This is a genomic window from Pseudomonas sp. 11/12A, from assembly GCF_000800055.1.
Lineage (GTDB): Bacteria > Pseudomonadota > Gammaproteobacteria > Pseudomonadales > Pseudomonadaceae > Aquipseudomonas > Aquipseudomonas mohnii.
Genome location: NZ_JUGV01000001.1, coordinates 5409429 through 5433130, shown reverse-complemented (window position 1 = coordinate 5433130; position 23702 = coordinate 5409429). Strand labels below are relative to the sequence as shown.

17 protein-coding genes and 1 pseudogene are annotated in these 23702 nt (G+C 52.1%); 11 read left to right on the top strand and 7 right to left on the bottom strand.

Translation table 11 applies throughout. The annotated features are described in order from the left end of the window. The first annotated feature begins 260 nt into the window (after positions 1 to 260). From GQ39_RS32670 to rloA3, 5 genes are all read left to right on the top strand, one after another. Positions 261 to 653 carry a DUF6957 family protein gene (locus GQ39_RS32670; RefSeq protein ID WP_146041517.1) on the top strand — a complete coding sequence of 131 codons (393 nt, stop codon included), beginning with the start codon at positions 261 to 263 and terminating at the stop codon, positions 651 to 653. 424 nt (positions 654 to 1077) lie between these two features. After that, a complete protein-coding gene (locus GQ39_RS24990) occupies positions 1078 to 3444 on the top strand; it encodes a heavy metal translocating P-type ATPase (protein ID WP_442961732.1) in 2367 nt (788 codons plus the stop codon). Positions 3445 to 3498: 54 nt separating this feature from the next. Continuing rightward, positions 3499 to 3885, top strand: coding sequence for a TFIIB-type zinc ribbon-containing protein (locus tag GQ39_RS31875; RefSeq protein WP_081997970.1), 387 nt, complete (start codon positions 3499 to 3501; stop codon positions 3883 to 3885). A gap of 179 nt (positions 3886 to 4064) precedes the next feature. Continuing rightward, a complete protein-coding gene (locus GQ39_RS24980; protein ID WP_047535460.1) occupies positions 4065 to 4979 on the top strand; it encodes a cation diffusion facilitator family transporter in 915 nt (304 codons plus the stop codon). Positions 4980 to 5049: 70 nt separating this feature from the next. Continuing rightward, positions 5050 to 5565 (top strand): retropepsin-like aspartic peptidase RloA3, encoded by a 516-nt coding sequence (rloA3, locus tag GQ39_RS24975; RefSeq protein ID WP_167362945.1) that lies wholly within the window; start codon positions 5050 to 5052, stop codon positions 5563 to 5565. A 134-nt stretch (positions 5566 to 5699) separates the two neighbouring features. Here the strand turns inward: rloA3 and GQ39_RS24970 are convergent, their stop codons facing one another. The 5 genes from GQ39_RS24970 to GQ39_RS24950 form a co-directional block, all read right to left on the bottom strand. Further along, on the bottom strand, positions 5700 to 7277 hold the full coding sequence (locus tag GQ39_RS24970) for a sensor domain-containing diguanylate cyclase (RefSeq protein ID WP_047535456.1): 1578 nt from the start codon (positions 7275 to 7277) through the stop codon (positions 5700 to 5702). Between the two features lie 1035 nt (positions 7278 to 8312). Beyond that, entirely contained in the window at positions 8313 to 9725 is a 1413-nt protein-coding gene (locus GQ39_RS24965) for a heavy metal sensor histidine kinase (RefSeq protein ID WP_047535452.1), read from the bottom strand. Beyond that, positions 9722 to 10396 carry a heavy metal response regulator transcription factor gene (locus GQ39_RS24960; RefSeq protein WP_047535449.1) on the bottom strand — a complete coding sequence of 225 codons (675 nt, stop codon included), beginning with the start codon at positions 10394 to 10396 and terminating at the stop codon, positions 9722 to 9724. Before GQ39_RS24960 ends, GQ39_RS24965 begins: the two co-directional genes overlap by 4 nt. A 478-nt stretch (positions 10397 to 10874) precedes the next feature. Continuing rightward, on the bottom strand, positions 10875 to 12305 hold the full coding sequence (locus GQ39_RS24955; protein ID WP_047535446.1) for a heavy metal sensor histidine kinase: 1431 nt from the start codon (positions 12303 to 12305) through the stop codon (positions 10875 to 10877). Continuing rightward, positions 12302 to 12976 carry a heavy metal response regulator transcription factor gene (locus GQ39_RS24950; RefSeq protein WP_045061360.1) on the bottom strand — a complete coding sequence of 225 codons (675 nt, stop codon included), beginning with the start codon at positions 12974 to 12976 and terminating at the stop codon, positions 12302 to 12304. Before GQ39_RS24950 ends, GQ39_RS24955 begins: the two co-directional genes overlap by 4 nt. Positions 12977 to 13341: 365 nt before the next feature. Here GQ39_RS24950 and GQ39_RS24945 point away from each other — a divergent pair, with 365 nt between their 5' ends. From GQ39_RS24945 to GQ39_RS24925, 5 genes are all read left to right on the top strand, one after another. Further along, the gene (locus tag GQ39_RS24945) at positions 13342 to 14628 is read left to right on the top strand and encodes a TolC family protein (RefSeq protein ID WP_146041516.1); all 1287 of its coding nucleotides are present in this window, start codon (positions 13342 to 13344) and stop codon (positions 14626 to 14628) included. 88 nt (positions 14629 to 14716) lie between these two features. Next, a complete protein-coding gene (locus GQ39_RS24940; protein ID WP_047535443.1) occupies positions 14717 to 15940 on the top strand; it encodes an efflux RND transporter periplasmic adaptor subunit in 1224 nt (407 codons plus the stop codon). 26 nt (positions 15941 to 15966) lie between these two features. Then, on the top strand, positions 15967 to 19134 hold the full coding sequence (locus GQ39_RS24935; RefSeq protein ID WP_047535441.1) for a CusA/CzcA family heavy metal efflux RND transporter: 3168 nt from the start codon (positions 15967 to 15969) through the stop codon (positions 19132 to 19134). 142 nt (positions 19135 to 19276) lie between these two features. Further along, complete coding sequence (locus tag GQ39_RS24930; protein ID WP_047535439.1) at positions 19277 to 19474, top strand: co-regulatory protein PtrA N-terminal domain-containing protein; 198 nt, start codon at positions 19277 to 19279, stop codon at positions 19472 to 19474. Between the two features lie 145 nt (positions 19475 to 19619). Next, positions 19620 to 19952: a DUF2790 domain-containing protein gene (locus GQ39_RS24925; RefSeq protein ID WP_047535437.1), complete on the top strand. Its 333-nt coding sequence runs from the start codon at positions 19620 to 19622 to the stop codon at positions 19950 to 19952. Positions 19953 to 20326: 374 nt separating this feature from the next. On the opposite strand, the gene GQ39_RS24920 is transcribed toward GQ39_RS24925, so the two are convergent. Further along, positions 20327 to 21652, bottom strand: a complete 1326-nt coding sequence (locus GQ39_RS24920; protein WP_047535435.1) for an OprD family porin — start codon at positions 21650 to 21652, stop codon at positions 20327 to 20329. A gap of 931 nt (positions 21653 to 22583) precedes the next feature. Between GQ39_RS24920 and GQ39_RS24915 the strand changes: the two genes are divergently transcribed. Then, positions 22584 to 22910, top strand: a complete 327-nt coding sequence (locus tag GQ39_RS24915; RefSeq protein WP_047535433.1) for a hypothetical protein — start codon at positions 22584 to 22586, stop codon at positions 22908 to 22910. A gap of 30 nt (positions 22911 to 22940) precedes the next feature. Here GQ39_RS24915 and GQ39_RS33435 read toward each other — a convergent pair. Then, a pseudogene (locus GQ39_RS33435) lies at positions 22941 to 23272 on the bottom strand (hypothetical protein); the annotation flags it as partial. Positions 23273 to 23702 lie beyond the last annotated feature (430 nt).

Here is a 23702-nt window from a genome sequence, read left to right as displayed (position 1 = left end):
CAACACCACCGATCGAAATTGTGGTTTTCAGTGAGGCGAGGGATACGTAGAGCTGTCGGTCTTGAGAACGTGAGCCCGCGATCAGAGGTATCGCGGGGTGAATCAGACCATAGCGACGGGGCTAAGCATCAGCTTTCGAGGAGATGAGTCAAATTTTGCGTACTGTTCATCGGCGTTAATTCCAGGCGCATTACGGGCAGCTATGCTGACTGGGGTGATTGATTATTCGACTCGATTGTCGAAGAGGGTCGGAGGGACGAATGAATCTTGAGGGCCTAGCCGAACTGCTTTCCGGTGGCGAAAAACTACCTGGATGTGAGCTAGCTCATTCAGACGCCTTGGCTCTGGTCGGATTTTACTTCCCTGGACGCGCCTATTGCCTGGTCGCTGACTGGACAGTGGTTGATATAGCGGTCTCCCCCCGTCAGTTAAAGGCCGTTGCTAGAAGAGGAGTCACTCCTACTTTGGTCAACGCTTTATGTGTTATCCACGATAGCAAAGGACGTTTCCCTCGCGGTCATTGGGTAAGAACCTCATTGGGTGTTTCCTTCACCCATGATTGCCTGTTCGAGACTAAAAACACCGTTTATGTGTTGATGGGACCCGGTCGAAGGGTACGAACAGACCTGGACGTCGCGCAGAGCCTGTACTGAAAATTCACTGGTGCGCAATGTCATCGACGTTCCGCGGTGTAAGTTTCGTCCGTCTCAGCCATCCCTATATTTTTCCGGTGTTTACGAAGACATAGCGCTGGACAGCAACCGTGTCGAACAGTACATGCATGTAGGCAGCACGTAGGTTTGCCCTTGCCCATGATCGTGGTCATGTTGTGTGCGGGATTAACCATCCTTGAGCAACCAGGCTAGGCGATGTTCACTAGCAGTCCCACAATTCCAATGGGATGGCTTGGTCGTAGTGAATCGCAGAGGGGGATATCAACCGCTCAATCGATTGATAGAAATCACTGTGTGGGGCATACCATGCCACGACAAGAAACGGCAGACTTCATTCCGTGCTTGACCCTGTAGTAGGTACAGGCTGTTGAATGGTGGAATTATCCTCTGCGGTAGAAACACCATGAACCAGGAAAACAAGCTCAAGCCGGTCCTCCGTCTTCACGTACAGAAGAAAGAAGAGTGTTGCGGATCTGACCATCAGCATGGGTCTGTTAAGGCTGCTGAACCTAAGCATCATAAAGAACATGGTCACGACCACGACCACGACCACGACCACAAGCATGAGCATGCCCACGATCATGCCGATGCGTGTTGTGCTCATGGCACGCAAGCTACCGAAGGTGTTGCGATTATCAAGAGTAGTCCCGCTCCGGAAGGGACCAACAGGGTTCGATACCGCATCGACAAAATGGATTGCCCCACAGAGGAGCGCCTGATCCGTAACCGGCTGGAACCCATGTCCGGAATTGTCCGACTCGACTTCAATCTCTTGAATCGTGAGTTGACCGTGCATCACCGCTTAGATGATCCGCAGGCAATCGTCACCGCATTAGTCGCGTTGGACATGGGGCCGAGCTTGCTTGAGGCCGGTGCCGCGCCATCGGCGGTTCCCCCTGCCCTGAGCGCAAAATTGAAAGGATTACTGGCCATTAGCGGCCTGGCTGCTATCGCCGCTGAGGTCATCGCGTGGACAACTGGGCAGGAAGGCTCCTGGCCGGTGATGGTGCTTGCCGCTCTGTCCATTCTTAGCGCTGGCCTGCCTACCCTCAAAAAGGGTTGGATTGCGATTAAGAACTTCACGCTGAACATCTATTTTCTGATGTCGCTGGCTGTCGTCGGTGCTCTCGTCATAGGTAAATGGCCTGAAGCTGCGATGGTGGTTTTTCTCTTCGCTATTGCTGAAGCTATCGAAGCACTTTCTCTGGAGCGCGCGCGTAACGCGATCAAGTCGCTAACTGCGTTAGCGCCAGAAACCGCTGAAGTCATGATCGATGGCGGTTGGAAAGACCAGCCGGTGGCAAGTGTGTTACTCGGTAGTCGTATTCGGGTTCGCACAGGTTCACGAGTACCCTTGGATGCTAGCGTCGAGTCTGGTCGTGCGGCCCTTGATCAGGCTCCAATTACCGGCGAAAGCCTGCCGGTTGATAAGCAGGTCGGTGATCCTCTTTACGCAGGCAGTATCGTTACTGATGGTGTGGTTGAAGCGACTGTGACGGCCGTAGCAGGAGAAAGCACTCTTGCTCGTATCGCGTCGGCGATACAAGACGCGCAATCTCAACGAGCACCTACTCAGCGCTTTGTGGATCAGTTTGCACGCTATTACACCCCGGCTGTAGTGGTACTTGCCCTCTTGGTTGCTGTATTGGGCCCTGTTCTGATCGGTGGGACCTGGGGCAATTGGCTCTATCAGGCGCTGGTCTTATTAGTCATTGCTTGCCCTTGTGCCTTGGTGGTTTCAACGCCAATTACCGTCGTCAGTGGTCTGGCTGCGGCTGCCAAACATGGCATCTTGATTAAAGGCGGCGCATACCTTGAAAGTGGCCGACTTCTGAAGGTTGTCGCACTCGATAAGACCGGCACCTTGACCCAAGGCAAACCAATACTGACTGATACCGAGCCGTTTGGTGATCTGCCCATCGGGATGGCCTTGAAGATTGCTGCGAGTCTCGATGACCACAGCACACACCCAGTGGCAAAGGCCCTGGTCAGCGGATGGAAACTACAGCAGCCAGACGCCTCGACTCTGCCGGTCGAGGACTTTGGTGTACTCAACGGGCGTGGCGTCAAAGGCACTATTGACGGTCAATCATGGCACTTGGGTAACCACCGCTTGGTAGAGGAGCTGGGTGTATGTTCGCCGGCGCTTGAGGCCCGATTGTCGTTGCTGGAAAACGCAGGAAAAACAGTAATCGTGCTCTGCGCCACCAGCGGCCCAGTGGCGATTTTTGCTGTGGCGGACACAATAAGACCTGAAAGTATTGCAGCCGTAACTGCTCTGAAAGCGTTGAATGTCGTACCGGTGATGCTCACGGGTGACAACCCTGCAACAGCCAAATCCATTGCCGCGCAGCTCGGCATTCAGGATGCGCGCGGAAACCTGATGCCGGAGGATAAACAAGCCGCCGTCGCTGAACTCAAACGCCGTTTTGGTTCTGTTGGCATGGTGGGTGACGGCGTAAATGATGCTCCAGCATTGGCACAAGCCGATATTGGTTTTGCAATGGGGGCCGCAGGGACTGCCACAGCGCTTGAAACGGCTGATGTAGCCATCATGGATGACGACCCGCGCAAGATTGCTGATTTTATTAGCCTGAGTCGTCGATGTGCCACTGTTTTGAAGCAAAACATCGGACTGGCGCTGGGCATCAAAGTTGTTTTTTTGACGCTTGCGTTGTCTGGCCACGCTACGTTGTGGATGGCTGTTTTCGCCGATATGGGGGCGAGCTTGCTCGTCGTATTTAACGGCCTGCGGTTATTGCGTCGGTGATACGAAAGCTGCGACTTCTTCTTCAATTACATGTCCACACAAGGAAATCAAATCATGCAATGTCCGATCTGCAAAGATACTGCCCTCGTAATGACTGAGCGCCAAAGCATCGAAATTGATTATTGTCCTCAATGCCGTGGTGTTTGGCTCGACCGAGGCGAACTCGACAAGATCATCGAGCGCAGCCAACAGCAGGAGGCCGTCAGGTTTCTTCCACAGAACCTAACTTCACCTGTGCAAAGTTCTCCTCCCGCAGAACAGCCTGGTTACAACCAACATGGGAATGGCCATGGTCATGGAGATCAACGAGAAAGTCACGGTGGCGGCTGGAGAGACGGTGGCCATCAAAGCGGTCATCAGAGTGGCCATCAAAGTCAGGGTGGGCATCAGGGGCAACAGCCGTATCGCAAAAAATCGTTTTTGCAGGAGATGTTCGATTAAGGCTGCGCTTTCGCGCTTTTGATTGAGATTTCCCTCAAACCACCATCAATCCTGAAGTGGGATATCGCTTAAGGGAACGGTTTGGGGTAGTCACAGGTCCTTATGTTCTGCAACAGACCGTAGCAACGTACTACCAGGATGGTGGGGGTTTCTCGAGTCACTATTAGGAGAATAAGATTATGGGCTCTGGACACAGTCACGGCCAAGTGCGCGCAGGCCATGAGAAGATGTTGTGGATCGCTCTCGCCCTAACGACGAGCTTTATGGTGGCGGAGGTCATCGGGGCCTTTGTCACCGGCAGTCTGGCCTTACTATCCGACGCGGCTCACATGTTGACGGATGTGGCCGCTTTAGCGATATCCTTGGTTGCTATTCATATAGCCAAGCGCTCTGCGGATAAAAAACGGACCTTTGGTTACGCAAGATTCGAAATACTTGCAGCCACATTCAATGCGGTTTTGTTATTTTTAGTCGCAATATATATCGTGTATGAAGCGTATCTGCGACTTAAGGCCCCTGCAGAAATTCAGTCAACGGGCATGTTGGTTATCGCGGTGATTGGGCTCATCGTCAACCTCATTTCAATGCGCCTGCTAAGTGCTGCCAGTGGTGAAAGCCTCAATGTTAAAGGTGCCTATTTAGAGGTTTGGAGCGACATGGTGGGGTCTATAGGCGTCATCATCGCAGCCCTGTTGATACGCTTCACTGGTTGGAACTGGGTAGATTCCCTTGTCGCTGCCGGTATTGGGTTCTGGGTGCTGCCTAGAACGTGGTCCTTACTTAAGGAAAGCTTGAACATATTGCTTCAAGGAGTTCCAGATGGCATCGATATACAGAAGGTGGAGGCGAAGCTTTATGGGATCGATGGCGTCAAAAATGTGCACGACTTGCATGTTTGGGCTTTGACCAGTGGAAAAAGTGTAATGAGCGTCCATCTTATTGCTGACTCCAACTCTCGTAGCGAGCAAGATATTTTGTCCGAAGTAACTTCGCTTATGAGTGAAGAGTTTCAGATCAGTCATACGACTGTCCAAATGGAAGGTTCGGACTTTCATAGCAAACTAGCTGACGACCATGAGGGTATGGTCCACTAACTGAGTTGCATTTATTTTAACCGGGCGCAAGTTTTTACATCGCGGATACCGATCAATAGGGTTGATTAAAATGATCAGAAATATTTTAAGTTGTTCTGGGCTGGCAATGCTTTTGGCTTTTGTAGCACAGCCGGCTTTTTCAACACCTGCTAATCCAGAAAAGGTATTCGGGTGGATTGAAGAAGGAATACTTTTACCGGAAAATATTGCCGTGAAAGTAAAATTAGATACAGGGGCTCTTACCTCTTCGATGGATGCGAAAGACTTGGAACGATTCCGAAAAAATGGAGAGGAATGGGTTCGTTTCAACGTTAAAGTCAAAGATACCAAAACTAAGAAGGTGAGTAACGCACTCTTCGAGCGACGCGTCGAAAGAAATGTAAAGGTTAGAGGCGCCGGCGGAGCTGAACGTCGTCCAGTAGTCATGATGACGATGTGCATAGGTGATAAAATTTATGAGGAAGAGTTTTCACTGAAGGATCGAGGCGACATGAATTATCCCGTCTTGCTTGGTCGCCGAACTTTGGGGGCGTTGGGGGCGGTCGATGTCTCGCGCACCTTCACTGACGAACCCAACTGTAATTAGAACTAACATCCTACCTTTTATCTATACGTGCAGGGTGATTATACGTAAACGGCTGGCGATCCCCCTTGCGTAATTACGCCGATTACCACCGGTGGGATCGCCGTTCCTAATCTCACTTGCTCATTGTTGGTCAGTCAGTTAGCGATAACGCTCATATTTCTTCCGCTGGTTTTGGCGACATAGAGTGCCTTATCCGAGGCGTCAATCAAGTCGTCGGGTGATTCCTGGGATGTAGGATTGCAGGCGCTAACGCCAAGGCTGACCGTGACGGTGCCTTCAGTGCTTTCGTTATGCTCGATTCCTGCTTGCTGAACGGCACGGCGGATTTTCTCTGCAACCAGAAATGCCCCCACATAGTCAGTGCCCGGCAACACCACGGCAAACTCCTCGCCGCCATAGCGCGCAGCGAGATCCCCGGGGCGTTTGATGTTCTCTCTTATGATCGCGCCGATGGTGCGTAAACACTCATCCCCGGCCAAATGACCGTATTGATCATTGAAGCGCTTGAAGTGATCGACATCGATCATCAGTAAGGCAAGGTTCCCTTGGCTGCGCTTGGCACGCCCCATTTCCGCCTGAATGAAAAGGTCGAACTGACGCCGATTCGCCAGCCCTGTCAGCGCATCCTCCAGTGCCAGCAACTCGAGCGTTCGATTGGCCTCGATCAAGTTGTCTTGAGCGCCCAACAATTCGTTTTGAATATGATTCTGCTGCCTCATCAGCCTGATAAGCCGATAGCCAAGCACGCCCAGAATGCCCAGCAGCAATGAAACTATTGCCGCGCTTAGCCACGACTCCTGTCGCCAGCTCGCCAGGACTTCATCCTTGTTGAGCGCTGCAAATATGATGAGCGGATACTCATCGACTCGCCGAAACCCCACCACGCGTTCCACACCATCCACATAGGATTTAACGGTTGCGGTGCCAGAACTCCCCTTGGGCAGGAGTTGTGTGAAGAGCGGGCCATTGGCAACGCTGGTGCCTACTTTAGCTTCGCTGAAGGGGCGGCGAACGACGATTTTGGCGTCGGCCGATATCAGGTTGATAACGCCGTCACCGCCGATATCGATGCTGTTGTACAGCCGAAGAAAATGATCGAGGTAGAGGGTCGCCACCACCACGCCAGCAAAACTGCCATCGGGATGATTGATCCTGCGCGACACCGGGATGACCCACTCGCCCGTGGTGCGACTTTTTATCGAAGGGCCGATATGCGGACTGCGTTCAGGATGCTCTCGATGAAAGATAAAATATTCGCGGTCGGAGTTGTTGGTGGTTGATGGGGTGACCATGCTTGAACTCGCTACCCATTCACCTTTTTCGTCATGGATGAACAGGCCATGCAACTGAGCCAACTCGTTGCGCTGAGCAATGAGCAAGCGCTGTAATCGGGGTAACTGGTCGTGGCCCATGCCATCGATTTCGAGGCGGTCTACCAGGCTGAACAAGACGGTGTCGGCTTGCTTGATCGACGCCTGCGCTTGCGATGACAGGGTCTGCGCAAGGTTCGACATCGCGATTTTTTGGTCATGCAAACGATACTGGCGAGAGTTCCAGACGTCCCACATCACCACAGCTACCAAGGACAGACACACCACCCCCAGAAAAAAGATTGCGGATCGAACCTTGAGTCTGGCCTCGAGCTTTTCAACTCCTCGAGATTCGACGTCCTTTATTTTAGCGATAGGCTCTTCTAGCCACTCTTGCTGCATGACGCTCCCTAACACCTGATGAAATGGCGACACATCCCCTTAGCCATTTTTAAATAGTTACTTCGCCCATTTGTTGCATTTACAACTATGCATCATCAAAGTTGAGATAGGTGGCTTTTACATGTCCTGGATGAGGAATCTGATTTGCGACCTAACACCTTGCCTGCTCGCTAGCTCGCGATTCTTGACGCTCGAAGGAATGCTAAGGCTCCTGATAGTGGTCAGATCAGCCTGGTGGGTGCCTATGCTACGCGCAAGTGCAGAGTTACCGGCATCAATGACAGTCGGCTAATCACGCAAGGTGGAATCCCCAAAACGCTTTGAGCGCCAGTTAAAGCTGGCGGAGGATAGTCGATGAAAGTTCGATACTGGTAAGAAATGGCGAATCAACCGGACCCCGAGTCATGCATGTTGCACCGTGAGATGCAGGGTGAAGCGTTGACAGGGGTAACCGATGGGCCAGCCATTGAGCCGCGTAATCAGGAGTTCGGGATGCCGATGCTGTTAAGCGAAGCAGAAGGCAACACGGAGCATGGCGTTATACGCCAGTCATGCTCTGATCCCGCGCGGTCGGAGACCCTGTGCACGTCGGGAAGTCCTCCGCACAGAAACTGGGAGATCTCAGCTGCGTCCAGTGCGCAAGCACCGGGCGGAGCAGGAAAGGCCAAAAGCCGTACCCCTGCTGTTCACGTCGCTGAGAAGTCGGATACGTCCGTAGTACCTGAGAAGCCATCGAACAAAGGGCCTGGCCCTGCGGAGATAGTGGAGGAAAGGGACGTAGCCAAGGGAAACACCAACAGGCCTCCCGCGCCCCGGACAATGAGCCGGATCAGCTGCGCGTCGATGGGACTTGACGGTGTAGGTGAAGCAGCCCGAAGGAACAAGGGCATGCAGTTCACGGCATTGCTGCACCACATCACACCGCAGTTATTGGCGCAGAGTTTCTATGCCCTGCGCCGCGATTATGGGTGTGTGTCGTAACACGCGCGAATGACCGGCTGATGTGATAGGGGCTGTTTTTTTCTTTGGTTGGTGTCACCAGCTGGTTTGTCCATGGATGTTTGGAAAACCGAGCTTGAAGGTCGTGATCTTGCCCGGGGAGCTATTAACTTCTGCGACGCCCTGATGCAAACTCATGATCGATTTCACAATGGCTAAACCAAGCCCGGTACTTCCTTCAGCGCGCGAATGATGAGTGTCAACTCGATAAAAGCGATCGAATAAGTGCGGTAGGTGTTGAGGTTCAATACCTGCGCCTGGGTTGGCTACATGTAGCGAGACGTCTGTGGCATGGACTTCGATGGTGATTGTGATGGCTTGGCCTACTGGGCAATGGCGGATTGCGTTGGACATCAGGTTGGAAATTGCCCGCTGAATCATCAACCGATCACCAATGGTCGACCCCCTGCCAGTAACGCTCACGCTGATCTGTTTATCTTCCGCCGACAGTGAAAACAGATTGATGACCTTCAAGGCTTCATCCTCAAGCGCAATGGTCTCAAACGGGACCAGCGCAGCGGGATGACTGACTTGTGCCAGGAAAAGCATGTCCGAGACAATCCGGGCCACGCGCCCAAGCTCTTCGGTGGAGGACTCCAACACCGCTTTGTACTCTTCGGCCGGCCTCTCCCGGGACAACGTCACCTGGGCTTTGCCCATCAGGTTGGAAATGGGCGCTCGTAGTTCGTGGGCCAAGTCATCGGAGAACTGCGACAACTGCTGAACATCGCTGTCGAGTCGGTGCAGCATGAAGTTGATGCCATGGGCCAGTTCGCTGAGCTCCTGCGGCATCTTGACCACCGAGAGTCGATGGCTGAGGTCCTGAGCAGAGATCATGGCGGCCACCTTGCGAAACTCCCGCAGCGGCGCGAGCCCCCGTTTTACCACTGCCCAGGTACTGAGGCCGATAAGTAGCAGCAGCAACGGCAAGGCCATGATCGTCGAGCTTAGATATGTGCTGAGCAGCGCTTCATCGTTGGCGCAATCAAGCGACAGCAATACGGCGACATTCGTACCGTTCGGCAAGCGGATCAGTCTGGATGCAGTCAGGAAGTGCCGGCCCTGATCATCGGTGCTTCGGGAGTACGACACCTTGTCGGTGGCAGACCCTGCCGCCTTCAACTCCACCCTGGGGTCCGTCAAGCCAAAGCCTGACTTCAAGAGCGGCGTCCTCATATTTATCAGGTCATAAATGGTAAGGTTGAGGTGGTCATGCCCCATCACCTGATCCAGCAATACGTGCGGTTTAATGTTGATGTCGACAGGTTTTTCATACAGCGAAAGACTGTGCTCGATTTGCCGCATTTTCTCGCTCAGGTTGTCTTTTGACAGTTTATCTAACTCATGCGTTAGCGCGAGGAACGCAAGAACCGCCAGAAATAACACCAACAATGCACCCATGATACTCACCGCCAAACCCAGCCGCATTGACAGGCTTGCCGACTTCATTCCCGGGCCTCCAGTACATAGCCAACGCCGCGCAGGGTATGGATTAGCTTCTTGTCAAAAGGATCATCAATCTTGGCCCTCAGGCGGCGGATTGAAACCTCGACCACATTGGTGTCGCAGTCGAAGTTCATGTCCCAGACCAATGAAATGATCTGAGTGCGGGAAAGCACCTCACCCGACTGGCGCATCAAAAGGTGCAGCAGAGCAAACTCCTTGGTCGTCAGGTCGATGCGCTGCTCGCCCCGGAAGGCCCGATGGCGGCCCTGGTCGAGTTCCAGGTCGGCGACTTTCAAGACCTCCGGGACGGAAACGTGTTCGCTGCGACGCATTAAAGTTCGTACCCGGGCCAACAGTTCCGGAAATTCGAATGGCTTGACCAGATAGTCATCGGCACCCAGGTCGAGGCCGCGGATCTTGTCCGCCAGGCGCCCGCGAGCGGTCAGCATCATGACCCGGGTGTTACTGCTTTGGCGCAGGCGCTCAAGTACACCCCAGCCATCAAGTTGTGGTAGATCGACGTCAAGTATTACCAAATCGTAGGTCTGTTGACGCGCAAGGTGAAGTCCATCCGTACCATTCGCCGCCCGGTCTACTATATAGCCGCTTTCAGTCAAACCCTGATGCAGGTATTCGGCAGTTTTAAGCTCATCCTCAACTACAAGCATTCGCATGGTAGTGCTGCCCTATGTAATATGAATTGAATAATAAAATTTCGAAGTTTATTTAAGTGCTCGACTAAGAAATGATGTAGAACTATTCGATCATAAAAATCTCAAAACCGCGCATTGCTCAAGTGGTCAGTATCAAGCCTGAAGCTGCTACAGGGTCAACAGGAGGAGGGCGTTTTACGACAAAGTATTTGCGACTATATGTCGCAGGCATGTTAATTCGCGACTCTCGTACATTTATTTCAGCCTGAAGCCAAGCTCCGCTCGGCTGATATCTATGGGGAATTGTTTCGAAGTGTTACGGCGCAGATAGTCAATTTAATGCTGCACGCATTTTTTGGGGAGGCTGGCAGGATGTACCAAGGGGAGATGATCTCGCTTTGCGATTTGTAAGTACCCGCGCTATCTATGCTCTATGGATTTTCGGACTCGCGGTCTTAGAGTATTGTTTGTCGTGGTTTTAGTTACAGCTTTACTAAAATCACTCCCCTGAAATTTGGGCTTTTAGGTTGCTTTGTGCATTATATTTTGGAAATGTAAGTCGAAAGGCTGTCGGATGGCCCGGCATACTCTGGACATCTGCCGTTCCCTGATGGAGGCTCATGATGGATCGGACAATGGCCAACCCTAATCCAGTACCACCTTCCGCTCGTGAGCGACTGTTATCCACACGATAGAAACGATCGAAAATATGGAGCAAGTGCTGGTGATCAATTCCTACCCCTGGATTACTTATTGATAGGGAGACTTTTTCAGTTTGCGTTTCAATCACTATAGCAATGGACTGCCCTGCAGGGCAGTGACGAATAGCATTTGATAAAAGATTGGAAATTGCTCGCTGAATCATGAGTCGGTCACCTAGAACTTTGCCCCAACCGCTGACAGTTATAACAACGCTCTTTTCCTCAGCCGATAGAGAAAAAAGATCGATGACTTTTAGCGCCTCGTCCTCTAGTAAAATACCTTCAAACGGTACGAGTGCGGCCGGATGACTAACTTGGGCTAAGAACAGCATGTCTGAAACAATTCTGGTAACTCGTCCTAGTTCCTCTGTGCATGACTCTAGAACAGCCTTGTACTCTTTTGCCGGGCGTTCTCGAGAAAGAGTTACCTGAGCTTTCCCCATAAGGTTCGTAATCGGTGACCGCAACTCATGCGCCAAATCATCAGAAAATTGCGATAGTTGTTGAATTCCGCCGTCAAGACGGTGCAGCATGAAGTTTATACCGTGAGCAAGCTCACTGAGCTCTTGGGGCATATTGACAACGGAGAGTCGATGACTTAAATCCTGGGCCGACACCATGGCCGCCACTTTACGGAATTCCCGGAGGGGGGATAAGCCGCGCTGCACAATCGCCCAGGCGCTGATACCAATCAGAATTAGCAGCAGTGGAACCGCTACGATGGTCGAACTCAGGTAGGCGCTCAATAGCGTTTCATCATTCGAGCGATCAACAGACAGTAAGACCGATACGAACTCACCATCCTTTAATTTCATGAGTTTAGAGGCGGTGAGGATGTGGATACCGGACTCTTCGGCTGGGGAATAGTACGATAGCTTATTACTGGCGGCTGTTCCGGCTTGATTTGTAGATAATTCAGGTATATCCGCGCCAAAACTCAGGAGAGGTTCACTCACATTATCATCATCAAAGATAGTCAGGTTAAGGTTGTCATGCCCCAGTACTTGATCTAATAGCACGTGTGGTTTTAAACGCATGTCACGGGTACTGATATCCATCAGCAGACTGTGCTCAATCTGACTCATTTTCTTTTCTAAGCTGTTTTTTGCACGTGAATCAAGCTCGTGAGTAAGCGCTAAAAAAGCTAGTATCGCTAAAAGCACTACTAGTACTGCTCCCATTATGCTAACTGTCAACCCCAGTCGCATCGATAGGCTGACCGGTTTCATTTTCGCGCCTCCAGTACATAGCCTACGCCGCGGAGGGTATGGATTAATTTTGTTTCAAATGGATCATCTATTTTAGCCCTCAATCTTCGTATCGAAACTTCTACAACATTGGTGTCGCAGTCAAAGTTCATATCCCAAACTAAAGAAATTATTTGAGTGCGGGATAACACCTCTCCTGATTGACGCATCAACAAATGGAGCAGCGCGAACTCCTTTGTCGTCAAATCTATGCGTTGTTTTCCGCGGAATGCTCGATGTCTGCCTTGATCAAGTTCAAGATCAGCGACTTTTAACACCTCTGGAACTGGAATATGTTCGCTGCGGCGCATTAACGTCCGTACTCTTGCAAGCAACTCAGGGAATTCAAATGGCTTGACCAGATAATCATCGGCTCCCAGATCCAATCCTTTGATTTTGTCTGCCAGACGCCCTCGTGCAGTCAGCATCATTACCCGAGTACTACTAGTCTGCCGAATATTTTCAAGAACGTCCCATCCATCAATCTCAGGAAGATTTACGTCTAGTATTACCAGATCATAAGCTTGCTGACGTGCTAGATGAAGTCCATCAGCCCCGGTCGATGCGCAGTCTACAATATAACCACTTTCGGTCAGGCCTTGATGTAAGTACTCAGCAGTTTTTAGCTCGTCCTCTATCACAAGGATTCGCATAGAATTTCACCCTCTGGTAAATGTATCGAAATGGTTGAATGTTCGTAGAACTTGATTCAAGGGTTTTATTAATCTGTATAAACGTTTCGACTCTGGCTATATCTTTAATTTGCTTGGCAATATGGTCTTCTAAAGCTTTGCAAGGTCCGTCATGTTTCCTTGCCCTCCTAAAGTACTAGGTCTGGATCCCTTTTTTTGTTTCGGGTTGTTGCTTGGTGCGAGCACCTATTGAGTTCATCCTAATGCATTAATTGAAGTTTTTCCGCTGGATAACGTATTTGTAATTTTTCAGTCACCTTGTTGATAGGTGCGGAGAATTACATTTGCCTCATGGGAAATTCTTTTTGTTTTAAAGGTTTTAAGGAATGATGGAATTACTTAGGTGTAGAAAGTTTGTTGCTCACCCAATCACGCATAAAACCATGCTAAGAGCAGGTCTAATTTCGATCCTCGCACTTTTGACTAGTCCTTTGTTTGCGGCGACCGCTCAAATGCTCACAGTGGATCAGGCGCTTGAAACTGCTTTTGCCAATAACCCTGATCTGGCGGCCGCTCAATGGGAGACTGGTATTGCTCAGGGAGAGCGACAGCAGGCAGGGTTGATCCCTAACCCTGAGGTTTCCTGGGAGGCTGAAGATACTCGGCGAAACTCACGCACTACGACGGTGATGATCAACCAGCCGATCGAGCTTGGCGGTAAGCGCGGGGCTAGGATCGAGGTGGCCAGTCGAGCTCAGGACGCGGCCGGGATTGAATTGGAACGCAAACGCAATGTTCTGCGTGCCGATGTCATTCAGGCGTTTTATAGCTCCTCAACGGCTCAGCAAAGGCTGCTGTTATCACGTCAATCACTTGAACTCGCCGAGCGCGGTTTGCGTGTAGCTCAAGGTCGCATCAAGAGCGGTAAATCCTCACCCGTTGAAGGTACACGCGCAGAGGTTCAGCTATCAGAGGTGCGCCTGGAACTGAGGCGGGCTGAGCGGGATGAGGCCAGTGCCTACCAGCGACTCGCTCAGGTCATGGGCGCGCCTTTGCCTGCATTCGTATCTGTGGGTGATCCAAGCCGGTCGATGCCAACCGTGCCGGATTCGTCACTGCTGCTTAATCGCATAGGTGAAACCGCGGAGCTGCGATTGGCAAAACTGCAAATAGATCAGCGGGAAGCCTCCCTTGGCCTGGAGAAGGCTCAGCGAATTCCAGACCTCACCGTGAGTATCGGGAGCCAATACGACGAGCGTGAGCGCGAGCGGGTGAATGTCGTGGGGTTGTCTATGCCCATCCCATTGTTTAACCGTAATCAGGGCAACGTACTGGCCGCCGCCCGCCGTACCGATCAAGCCCGTGACCTTCGTAACGCCAGTGAGTTACGACTGCGCACAGAAATCCAGACCACCCTTGATCAGTGGATGACGGCTAACACTGAAGTCGCGTCGTTCAATCAAACCATCCTGCCTGCCGCGCAAAGTGCCGTCGACACCGCTACCCGAGGTTTCGAAATGGGCAAGTTTAACTTCCTCGACGTGCTCGATGCTCAGCGCACTTTGATCAGCGCCCGAACGCAATACATCCAGGCCATCGCCGAGGCGACAGACGCCTGGGTGCGCATCGAGCGAATTTTCGGTGATGTCGCCCTTCTCACTCGAACCCCGTGAATTTCATATAACGCTTTTTTTACCGCTGCTCAGCATCGCAATACCACGGTAATCCGTGACTGCCGACTGGGCTGCGCAGGGAGTCTCCATGGATAAAAAACTAATCCTCGTCACTGTACTGACCTTGACGGTGGGTATAGGCATCGGCTCATTGTGGATGAGCAGCCCATCGCTGCCCTCAGCCGAAGCTCAGGCTCAGGAGGGCAAAGGCCATGACGATCACAGCGATGAAACTACGGGCGGAAAGTCGGCTGAGGGCGACCACGCGGAAGGCGAAGCGGAAGAGGGTCACTTGACACTGAGCCAGGAGCAGATCAGTTCAGCCGGCATCCAGTTGGTCGAAGCCAAGGCGCAGAGCATTAGCCTTTCATTGCCCTTTCCTGGAGAAATCCGTTTTGATGAAGACCGCACTGCGCATGTGGTGCCCCGCGTACCCGGTGTCGTTGAGTCGGTCCATGTCAATCTTGGTCAGCCGGTGAAAAAAGGCCAGTTGCTGGCCGTGATCGCCAGCCAACAAATTTCTGATCAACGTAGTGAACAAGCCGCGGCGCAACGTCGTCTTGAGTTGGCCCGTACTACCTACGAGCGTGAGCGACAGTTATGGCAGGACAAAATCTCTGCCGAACAGGATTTCCTGCAAGCCCGCCAGGCTTTGCAAGAAGCCGAAATTGCCCTCAGCAATGCTCGACAAAAAATCAGCGTACTCAGTGGCAGCTCGGTGGCCAGCGGGGGTAACCGATATGAATTGCGTGCGCCGTTCGACGGCGTAGTGGTTGAGAAACACTTGGGCCTCGGTGAGGTTGTCAGCGAAACCACTAATGCCTTCACCCTTTCCGACTTGTCGCGTGTATGGGTGACCTTTGGTGTCTCACCAAAGGATTTGAACAAGGTACTGGTGGGCAAGTCGGTCACGGTCAGTGCGCCGGAACTGAATGCCGAAGTCACTGGAACCGTGGCCTATGTCGGCAGTTTGTTGGGTGAGCAAACCCGTACTGCCACGGTCCGCGTGACCTTGGCCAATCCACAAGGTGCATGGCGTCCCGGGCTATTCGTGACCGTGCAGGTTGACACTGATACTCGGCAAACAAAAGTTGCTGTACCCGAAGCGGCTATCCAGACCGTCGAGGACAAGCAAACTGTTTTCGTTCGAACGGACGACGGGTTTAAGGCTCAGCCAGTGGAGACAGGCGGCCGTTCGGCGGGTCTGGTCGAGATCACGGAGGGCCTGGAACCCGGTGTTCAAGTCGCCGCTGCCGGCAGTTTCATTCTGAAATCAGAACTGGGTAAAGCCTCGGCTGAACACGCCCACTGATCCGCCACTTCCACGAGAAGGTTCTCATGTTCGAACGCCTGATCCAATTTGCCATCGAGCAGCGCATCATCGTGCTGCTCGCGGTTCTCCTCATGGCCGGCCTCGGTATAGCCAGCTACCAGAAGCTGCCGATCGATGCTGTTCCCGATATCACCAATGTCCAAGTGCAAATCAACACGGGTGCCGCAGGTTTTTCACCACTGGAGACCGAGCAGCGCATCACGTTTCCCATCGAAACTGCAATGGCTGGTTTGCCGGCTCTAGAACAAACTCGCTCGCTGTCACGCTCGGGGTTGTCGCAAGTCACAGTGATCTTCAAGGAAGGCACTGACCTGTTCTTCGCCCGGCAATTGGTCAACGAACGGTTGCAGGTCGCCAAGGAGCAACTGCCCGAGGGCGTGGAAGCCGTCATGGGGCCGATCTCAACCGGCCTGGGTGAAATTTTCCTGTGGACGGTCGAGGCTGAAGAAGGTGCAGTCAAGGAGGACGGCAGTCCCTATACGCCGACCGACCTGAGGGTGATCCAAGACTGGATCATCAAACCTCAGTTGCGCAATGTTCCCGGGGTCGCAGAAATCAATACCATTGGCGGGTTCGCCAAGGAGTACCAGATTGCGCCCGATCCAAAACGCTTGGCGGCTTACAAGCTTACGCTGACTGACCTTGTTACAGCGCTGGAGCGCAACAATGCCAACGTAGGTGCCGGATACATCGAACACAGTGGCGAACAGTTACTAATTCGCGCACCCGGCCAAGTAGCGACCACCGACGATATCGCCAATATCGTCATGGCCAACGTCGACGGCACGCCCATCCGCGTCAAGAACGTCGCAACCGTGGACATCGGCCGTGAGTTGCGGACGGGGGCCGCGACCGAAAACGGTCGTGAAGTGGTGCTCGGCACAGTGTTCATGCTGATCGGTGAGAACAGCCGCACCGTAGCCCAGGCAGTTGCCAGCAAGCTTGAGCAAATCAATCGCTCACTGCCAAAAGGGGTGGTGGCAGTCACCGTCTATGACCGTACTAATTTGGTGGACAAGGCGATCGCCACCGTTAAGAAGAACTTGATTGAAGGTGCGATCCTGGTAATCGCGATTCTGTTCCTGTTCCTCGGCAACATTCGCGCCGCGCTGATCACTGCCATGGTGATCCCGCTCGCGATGCTATTCACATTCACCGGGATGTTCACTAACAAGGTCAGCGCGAACCTGATGAGCCTCGGAGCTCTGGACTTCGGCATCATCGTTGATGGCGCGGTGGTGATTGTCGAAAACGCCATCCGACGTCTAGCCCATGCGCAGCAACACCACGGACGCATCCTCACCCGCTCCGAACGCTTTCACGAAGTGTTCGCGGCGGCCAAGGAAGCACGCCGACCGTTGATTTTCGGCCAGCTGATCATCATGGTCGTGTACCTGCCGATTTTTGCCCTCACCGGCGTCGAAGGAAAAATGTTTCACCCAATGGCGTTTACCGTAGTGATCGCCTTGCTCGGCGCGATGCTGTTGTCGGTGACCTTTGTCCCGGCGGCGATTGCGATGTTCGTCACCGGCAAGGTCAAGGAAGAAGAGAACATCATCATGCGTGGCGCCCGTCGGGTGTATGCCCCGGCGCTAGAATGGGTCATGGGCCATCGATCACTGGCATTCGCCATAGCACTAGGCATTATCGCGGTGTGCGGTGTGGTCGCTAGTCGAATGGGCAGCGAGTTTGTGCCGAGTCTCAGTGAAGGGGATTTCGCGTTGCAAGCATTGCGTGTCCCAGGTACCAGCCTGACGCAATCGGTAGAAATGCAGCAACGTCTTGAAAACCTTGTGTTGGCAAAGGTACCTGAGGTCAAGCGGATGTTTGCTCGTACTGGTACAGCAGAAATTGCCTCCGATCCAATGCCACCAAACATCTCTGACAGCTATGTGATGCTCAAGCCGAAGAATCAATGGCCTGATCCGAATAAATCCAGGGAGGCGTTGATAGCCGATATCCAAAAAGCTACAGCCGCGATGCCCGGAAGCAACTATGAGCTTTCTCAGCCTATTCAACTGCGTTTTAACGAGCTGATTTCAGGCGTGCGCAGTGATGTGGCAGTGAAGGTCTTCGGTGATGACATGGCGGTGCTTAACAGCACCGCTGCAAAAATTGCCGCGTCCATGCAGAAAATCAATGGCGCCTCCGAGGTCAAGGTCGAGCAAACGTCGGGGCTGCCGGTACTGACCATCAACATCGACCGTGATAAAGCCGCCCGTTACGGTCTGAACGTAGGCGACGTACAAGACACCATTGGAGTGGCGGTCGGTGGCCGTCAAGCCGGTACGATGTATGAAGGAGACCGCCGCTTCGACATGGTGGTGCGTTTATCCGATGCCATGCGTAAGGATCTCGAGGGATTGTCCACACTGCTAATCCCGGTGCCGGCGCTGCTTAACAGCAATGCCGATCAGATCGGGTTCATTGCTCTTTCAGAAGTGGCGAGCCTCGATCTGGTGCTGGGACCAAACCAGGTCAGCCGTGAAAACGGCAAGCGTCTGGTGATCGTCAGCGCCAACGTACGTGGACGGGATATCGGCTCATTTGTACAGGAGGCCAGTAAGGCCATTGATAAAGAGGTGCAGATCCCGGTCGGTTATTGGACCACCTGGGGTGGACAATTCGAGCAGCTCCAATCCGCTGCCAAGCGACTACAGATTGTCGTCCCGGTGGCCCTGCTCATGGTGTTCGCACTCTTGTTCATGATGTTCAACAACCTCAAGGATGGCCTATTGGTGTTCACCGGTATTCCATTCGCTCTGACGGGCGGAGTCATGGCTTTATGGCTCCGAGACATCCCGCTGTCGATCTCGGCAGGTGTTGGTTTCATCGCGTTGTCAGGCGTGGCGGTGCTGAATGGTCTGGTGATGATTGCGTTCATCCGCAATCTTCGGGAGGAAGGACATTCGTTGAGCTCTGCGATCAATGAAGGGGCTTTGACACGGTTGCGCCCAGTGTTGATGACCGCTTTGGTGGCCTCCCTGGGCTTTATCCCGATGGCGCTGGCCACCGGAACGGGGGCAGAGGTCCAGAGACCACTGGCTACCGTGGTGATCGGGGGCATCCTATCCTCAACTGCATTGACCCTACTGATATTGCCTGCGCTTTATCACTGGGCGCACCGTCGAGATGAGGATGAAGCCGAAGACGACAAAATAGCAGCCATATAGTTCTTTGGTTTTCAAGCCCACTATCGAGATTCGATAGTGGGCTTTTTTACGCAAGTTACATAACGAATCTGTAATCTTGGCGCCACCGTGTTGATAGGTTCGAATTGATACCCTAATAGCGTTAACTATATGAGGTGTCAGTATGAAAATTGCTCAAATCTGCGCTTTTGCGGGTGCTTTAATCCTTTCTTCAGTTGCTTTGGCCGAAGGCGGTGGGGACAGAACCTTCGAAAAAATGATGGCCGCAAGAGACGTGGCAATGGAGAAATACGTAGCTAAAGAAGGAAAGAGTGACCCCGTGGTATCAAGTGATGCTAAAGATGAGACACGTGAAATGTAGTAGTACTGTGTATAAAAAACCGCTTCCGGTTTCCGGTCGCGGTTTTTTTTTGGACGGCTTTATTACACATTCGTAATTTAGGCGCCACGCCGTCGCAATGTTCGAATTGATATCCTTGTAACAGTTAATATATGAGGTGCAAGATATGAAGTTCATGAACATTATTACTTTCGCTGGAGCTCTGGCGTTTTCCTCTCTCGTACTGGCGGAAGGGGGAGGAGACAAGGCCTTTGAAAAAATGATGACGGCTAATGCCAAAGCGATGGAACAGTATGCAATTAGCCAGGGAAAGAGCGCTCCGGTGGCGAAAGAATACGAGTACGGGATGAAGGTGGATGTTGTAAAGGTGATAAGTGTGGTGAGGCCAGCGAAAGTCTGCGCAGTGGTGCCTGCTGCAATGACCTATGAAGATTCCGAAGGACAGCTAAATACGATCACTTACACGGTCGCTGGAGACTGCCGTAAACGAGGCGGCTAATAGCTGCGTTGCTATCAGAAGAATCATTAACGCGCGATCCACCTCGTTATTCAAAGGTGTCGGGCGTTTTTTATTTGCTCAAGTTTTGACAGGCCAAAAAAAGACGTCCCGGAGGACGTCTTAAAAATTCACCTTTTCCAAAGGAGCAAAGGAGCTTCCAAAGGTGAGCGGATATTACAACTGAACAGCATTGAGTTCAGACTTTCGCAGACTAGTTACTCATCTATAGAATCCAAGCTAGATGCGCTAGCTAGAATTCTATTAACTCACGATAAGTATAAAAAACGTAACCTAACGTGAAGATGATTGAAAAATGACATTTTTGTAACTTTCAAATAGCGGGATGCTCCGAGAGCGAGTCATCCCGCTCAATGTCACAGAATAGCCAGTGGATACTCAACAATCACACGGACTTCATCCAGATCCGACTCAAATGCGGTTGAGCGAATGGTCGCCTGCCGCAGGCGGAAAGACATGTCTTTCAAAGTACCTGTCTGAACGACGTATTTTGCCTCGATGTCGCGTTCCCAGCGTTTCTGATCGGTCAGCGGATTTCCGTCGGCATCGCGTCGCATGTACGTCGCGTTAGCGTTCGAGTAATCGGCGTCGGTGCCACGGCCGTAACGTGTCATAAACGACAACCCTGGCACGCCATACGTGGTCATGTCGAGGTCATAGCGAGCCATCCAGGAGCGCTCTTTCGGCGAGTTGAAGTCGCTGTACTGGATTGAGTTATCAAGAAAAATTGAATCAGATTGACGCAGATAGTCGAAGTCGTCATTACCATTATTTCGTTGGTGAGACAGTGCAACCGAGTGGGCACCATACTTCACGCCGACTTTAGCACTCCAGATATTGTTATCGAACTCACCTAAAAGTTTTTTTCCTTCGTCGACGGCCTTGTAGTAGTTCACCCCACCGAATACGGAAAGCTCATCCGTCAATGCGTAATTTAACCCCGTGCCAGCATAGTATTGATTCCAAGCGTCTTTGAGGCGGCTGGAATAGAGGCTGACGATTACGTTCTTGTTTAGGTTATAGTCACCGCCAAAGTAGCCGACCCACGGCGAGTTGACTGGCCCTGCATAGAAGGTCGCGAAGTTGTCGCGCATATTACTGGAAGTCGGCTGACTCATAGAGTGAAGGCGACCCGCCTGAACTGTCAAACCTTCAATGCTAGTATTGGTCGCCGTCACACCACGGAAGCTTTCCGGCAGAAGTCTCGAATCACCAGCAGCGACAACAGGGTTGGCCGGAAATACATCACCGACTTTCACTACGGTGTCAAAAGCACGAACTTTAGCCGCACCACCTACTTTGGTGTATTCGTCCCGCGCCTCTCCGTCGCTATTGACAGGGAGTACGTCGAACGAACTACGGCCACCATTACGGCCGTCACCCGTGTCGAGTTTCAATCCGATCATGGCGAACGCGTCAACACCGACACCCACGGTGCCCTGAGTAAAACCGGACTCGAATTTACTGATGATTGCGTGTGCCCACGCTTCGGAATACCCGTTGCCTGTCGCGCTCGACTGACCGTTGCGGTGATCACGATTGAAGTAGTAGTTTCGGTTAAGAACCGTAAGGCTGCTGCCTTCTATAAACCCTTCGGCCTTCTCCTCCGCAAATACCACGGAAGGGCCAGAACTGACAACGATTGCCAACGCGGCCATCGAAAATTTTGTGTTGTTATTCATCCATCACTCCTTAGGTTCGGCAGAACTAGAAAGCTCTTCGGCTGGAATTATTGTTTACGGGAAGCAGGTTGCGCCTCCCGTATCGTCGCCGAGCTGTATCGTTGCAATCTGGAGATAACGGGGACATGATTGTAAAATTACAATTTTGTAATGTTTATCTGCTCTCTTTATAAAATTGGCTTGCGTGCGATCCGCCAGCCAATGCGTAGCTCTTGTTTGCTACGTTCGTTTCCATGAGCGCTTCATGACCCGCAGCGCAAAACATCGCATTCACACGCAGCATGTTGCACAAACGCTACTGCCAGAATGTTCTTGATGTGCAGCCTCAATGGAGCGTGTCGATCCCCCAGGATCGTAGGTATTTAATTTGAATGAGCGAGCAAGCTGGAATAAGGATTGTTGGCGCAGATGGTGTTACCTAACATCCATTGCCTTGGAATAGGAGGCGCAGATGCGAACTCTGTCGGGGACGGGGTCCCGGCAAGATCACAAATCATCCCCACCTCGCCGGTGGGTGCTAAATTTGGGTGGCGTGGCTAGTCACGAAGCCGCTCAAGTCTGAAGATCCGTGAGACATTTTTGCGTGCGGGGTCAGATTTTCAGAAATATTTTAGGAGTTCCCCCATGGATGAAAGAGTCATTGTTTTGGCCGTCTCAGTTTGTCTCATTCTTTTGGTTGTAATTTTTTTCTTGACCTCCATGCATCATTAACTCGGGCCGGCAGCCGTTATCAACGATAACGGACGTGCGATCATCGATACACATTGGCAAGTCAGGTCGACCCTCCGGGACTCCAAAGCAGTATCGTCGTACCGCAGACGATTATGTATTGATCACCATGCCAAAGGAGGCGTTCGTTCCTGGTCGATCGGACTGAAATCGCGAAGCCTTGTGTAGAATGTCCCATTCTTAAGCAACGAGAGAATTCCAAATGATGGCAGAACTGAGTGAGGAACAAATGCGCCTGGCCCTGTTTGGCTCATCAAACCAATCGGATCCACAGCTTTCTACGGAAAAGCCTGAGCCGGAGGTCGTCTCAAAAGCTGAGCCTAGCCCAAAGCCGAGATCCTTTGCTAAATCTCTCTCTCCGAAGCTTCGGGTTACCCTACACGTTACGAGGGAGTTTGAAGGCGATGTAGAAGTGTTTATCTATGATGCGAATACCTTGAGCACGCTTGTTGCCGAACAAGACGCCAAAAATGAAGCTAAAAAAAAGAAATTTCGGTATTTCGACGTAATATCGGTCAAACCAATCTGAATTACTTGTGCGTGGTTAAGTAAATTGTGATCAGCGCGCAGCTGGTCCATCTTGAGTTGAGTTGCAAACCTGTGAGGTCACTGACACCGCCTGCGATTTTTTCCGCCAGACGAGTGCCGGTATTGCGCGGATGTAGATCAACGCAATCAACGTCTGGGTTATCACCGCAGCGGCAGCAAGCCCTCGAATTTCTTCAATGCCAGAGCCAGCGGGAGAACCACCAAAGAGTTACGGGTCGATGAGCTGAAGGTGACCGCTCTGGCAGCTGTCGACGGCAGTTTGGAAGCTTTCGAAGCCAAAGCGCCTATCAGAGGTGCCAGTAGCATAAAGCCGATCTACACAGGGATGACCGGAGCTAGCTGTCGGCTCCCAAAATAGATGATTCCGAGCCCCAACAAACAATCACGAAAAATCATTTATTTTGTGGGGCCATCGATTAGACCTCACAAAATAGATGAGAAAAGCCTACACGACTCACTGAAATGATGCACCGCCAGAAAAGTACCCGAGCTTCCCCCAGCTATCTATCGATGGCGGTTGATGGGACCCGGTCGAAGGGTACGAACAGACCTGGGCGTCGCGCAGAGCCTGTACTGAGAGTCACTGGTGCGTAATGTGGCATTCATCGACGTTCAATGTTTTGGGCTTCGTCCGACTCAACCATCCCCGTATTTTCCCGGTGCTTACCAAGACATGGCGTTGGCGACGTATCAGCAATCGTCCCCGAGAACCAGGCCCTATGGGGGCCTGTTTACTTCAGAGGAGCCGAGCGGCGTGCTTGCTACAATTCAA

Excerpts from the sequence above, each read along its gene's own strand:
- GQ39_RS24935 (WP_047535441.1), top strand. The coding sequence starts at position 15,967 with ATGTTCGAACGCCTGATCCAATTTGCCATCGAGCAGCGCATCATCGTG.
- GQ39_RS32670 (WP_146041517.1), top strand. The coding sequence starts at position 261 with ATGAATCTTGAGGGCCTAGCCGAACTGCTTTCCGGTGGCGAAAAACTA.
- GQ39_RS24920 (WP_047535435.1), bottom strand. The coding sequence starts at position 21,652 with ATGAATAACAACACAAAATTTTCGATGGCCGCGTTGGCAATCGTTGTC.
- GQ39_RS24950 (WP_045061360.1), bottom strand. The coding sequence starts at position 12,976 with ATGCGAATCCTTGTGATAGAGGACGAGCTAAAAACTGCTGAGTACTTA.
- GQ39_RS24980 (WP_047535460.1), top strand. The coding sequence starts at position 4,065 with ATGGGCTCTGGACACAGTCACGGCCAAGTGCGCGCAGGCCATGAGAAG.
- GQ39_RS24965 (WP_047535452.1), bottom strand. The coding sequence starts at position 9,725 with ATGAAGTCGGCAAGCCTGTCAATGCGGCTGGGTTTGGCGGTGAGTATC.
- GQ39_RS24970 (WP_047535456.1), bottom strand. The coding sequence starts at position 7,277 with ATGCAGCAAGAGTGGCTAGAAGAGCCTATCGCTAAAATAAAGGACGTC.
- GQ39_RS24945 (WP_146041516.1), top strand. The coding sequence starts at position 13,342 with ATGATGGAATTACTTAGGTGTAGAAAGTTTGTTGCTCACCCAATCACG.
- GQ39_RS24960 (WP_047535449.1), bottom strand. The coding sequence starts at position 10,396 with ATGCGAATGCTTGTAGTTGAGGATGAGCTTAAAACTGCCGAATACCTG.
- GQ39_RS24955 (WP_047535446.1), bottom strand. The coding sequence starts at position 12,305 with ATGAAACCGGTCAGCCTATCGATGCGACTGGGGTTGACAGTTAGCATA.
- GQ39_RS24940 (WP_047535443.1), top strand. The coding sequence starts at position 14,717 with ATGGATAAAAAACTAATCCTCGTCACTGTACTGACCTTGACGGTGGGT.
- GQ39_RS31875 (WP_081997970.1), top strand. The coding sequence starts at position 3,499 with ATGCAATGTCCGATCTGCAAAGATACTGCCCTCGTAATGACTGAGCGC.
- GQ39_RS24930 (WP_047535439.1), top strand. The coding sequence starts at position 19,277 with ATGAAAATTGCTCAAATCTGCGCTTTTGCGGGTGCTTTAATCCTTTCT.
- rloA3 (WP_167362945.1), top strand. The coding sequence starts at position 5,050 with ATGATCAGAAATATTTTAAGTTGTTCTGGGCTGGCAATGCTTTTGGCT.
- GQ39_RS24925 (WP_047535437.1), top strand. The coding sequence starts at position 19,620 with ATGAAGTTCATGAACATTATTACTTTCGCTGGAGCTCTGGCGTTTTCC.
- GQ39_RS24915 (WP_047535433.1), top strand. The coding sequence starts at position 22,584 with ATGATGGCAGAACTGAGTGAGGAACAAATGCGCCTGGCCCTGTTTGGC.
- GQ39_RS24990 (WP_442961732.1), top strand. The coding sequence starts at position 1,078 with ATGAACCAGGAAAACAAGCTCAAGCCGGTCCTCCGTCTTCACGTACAG.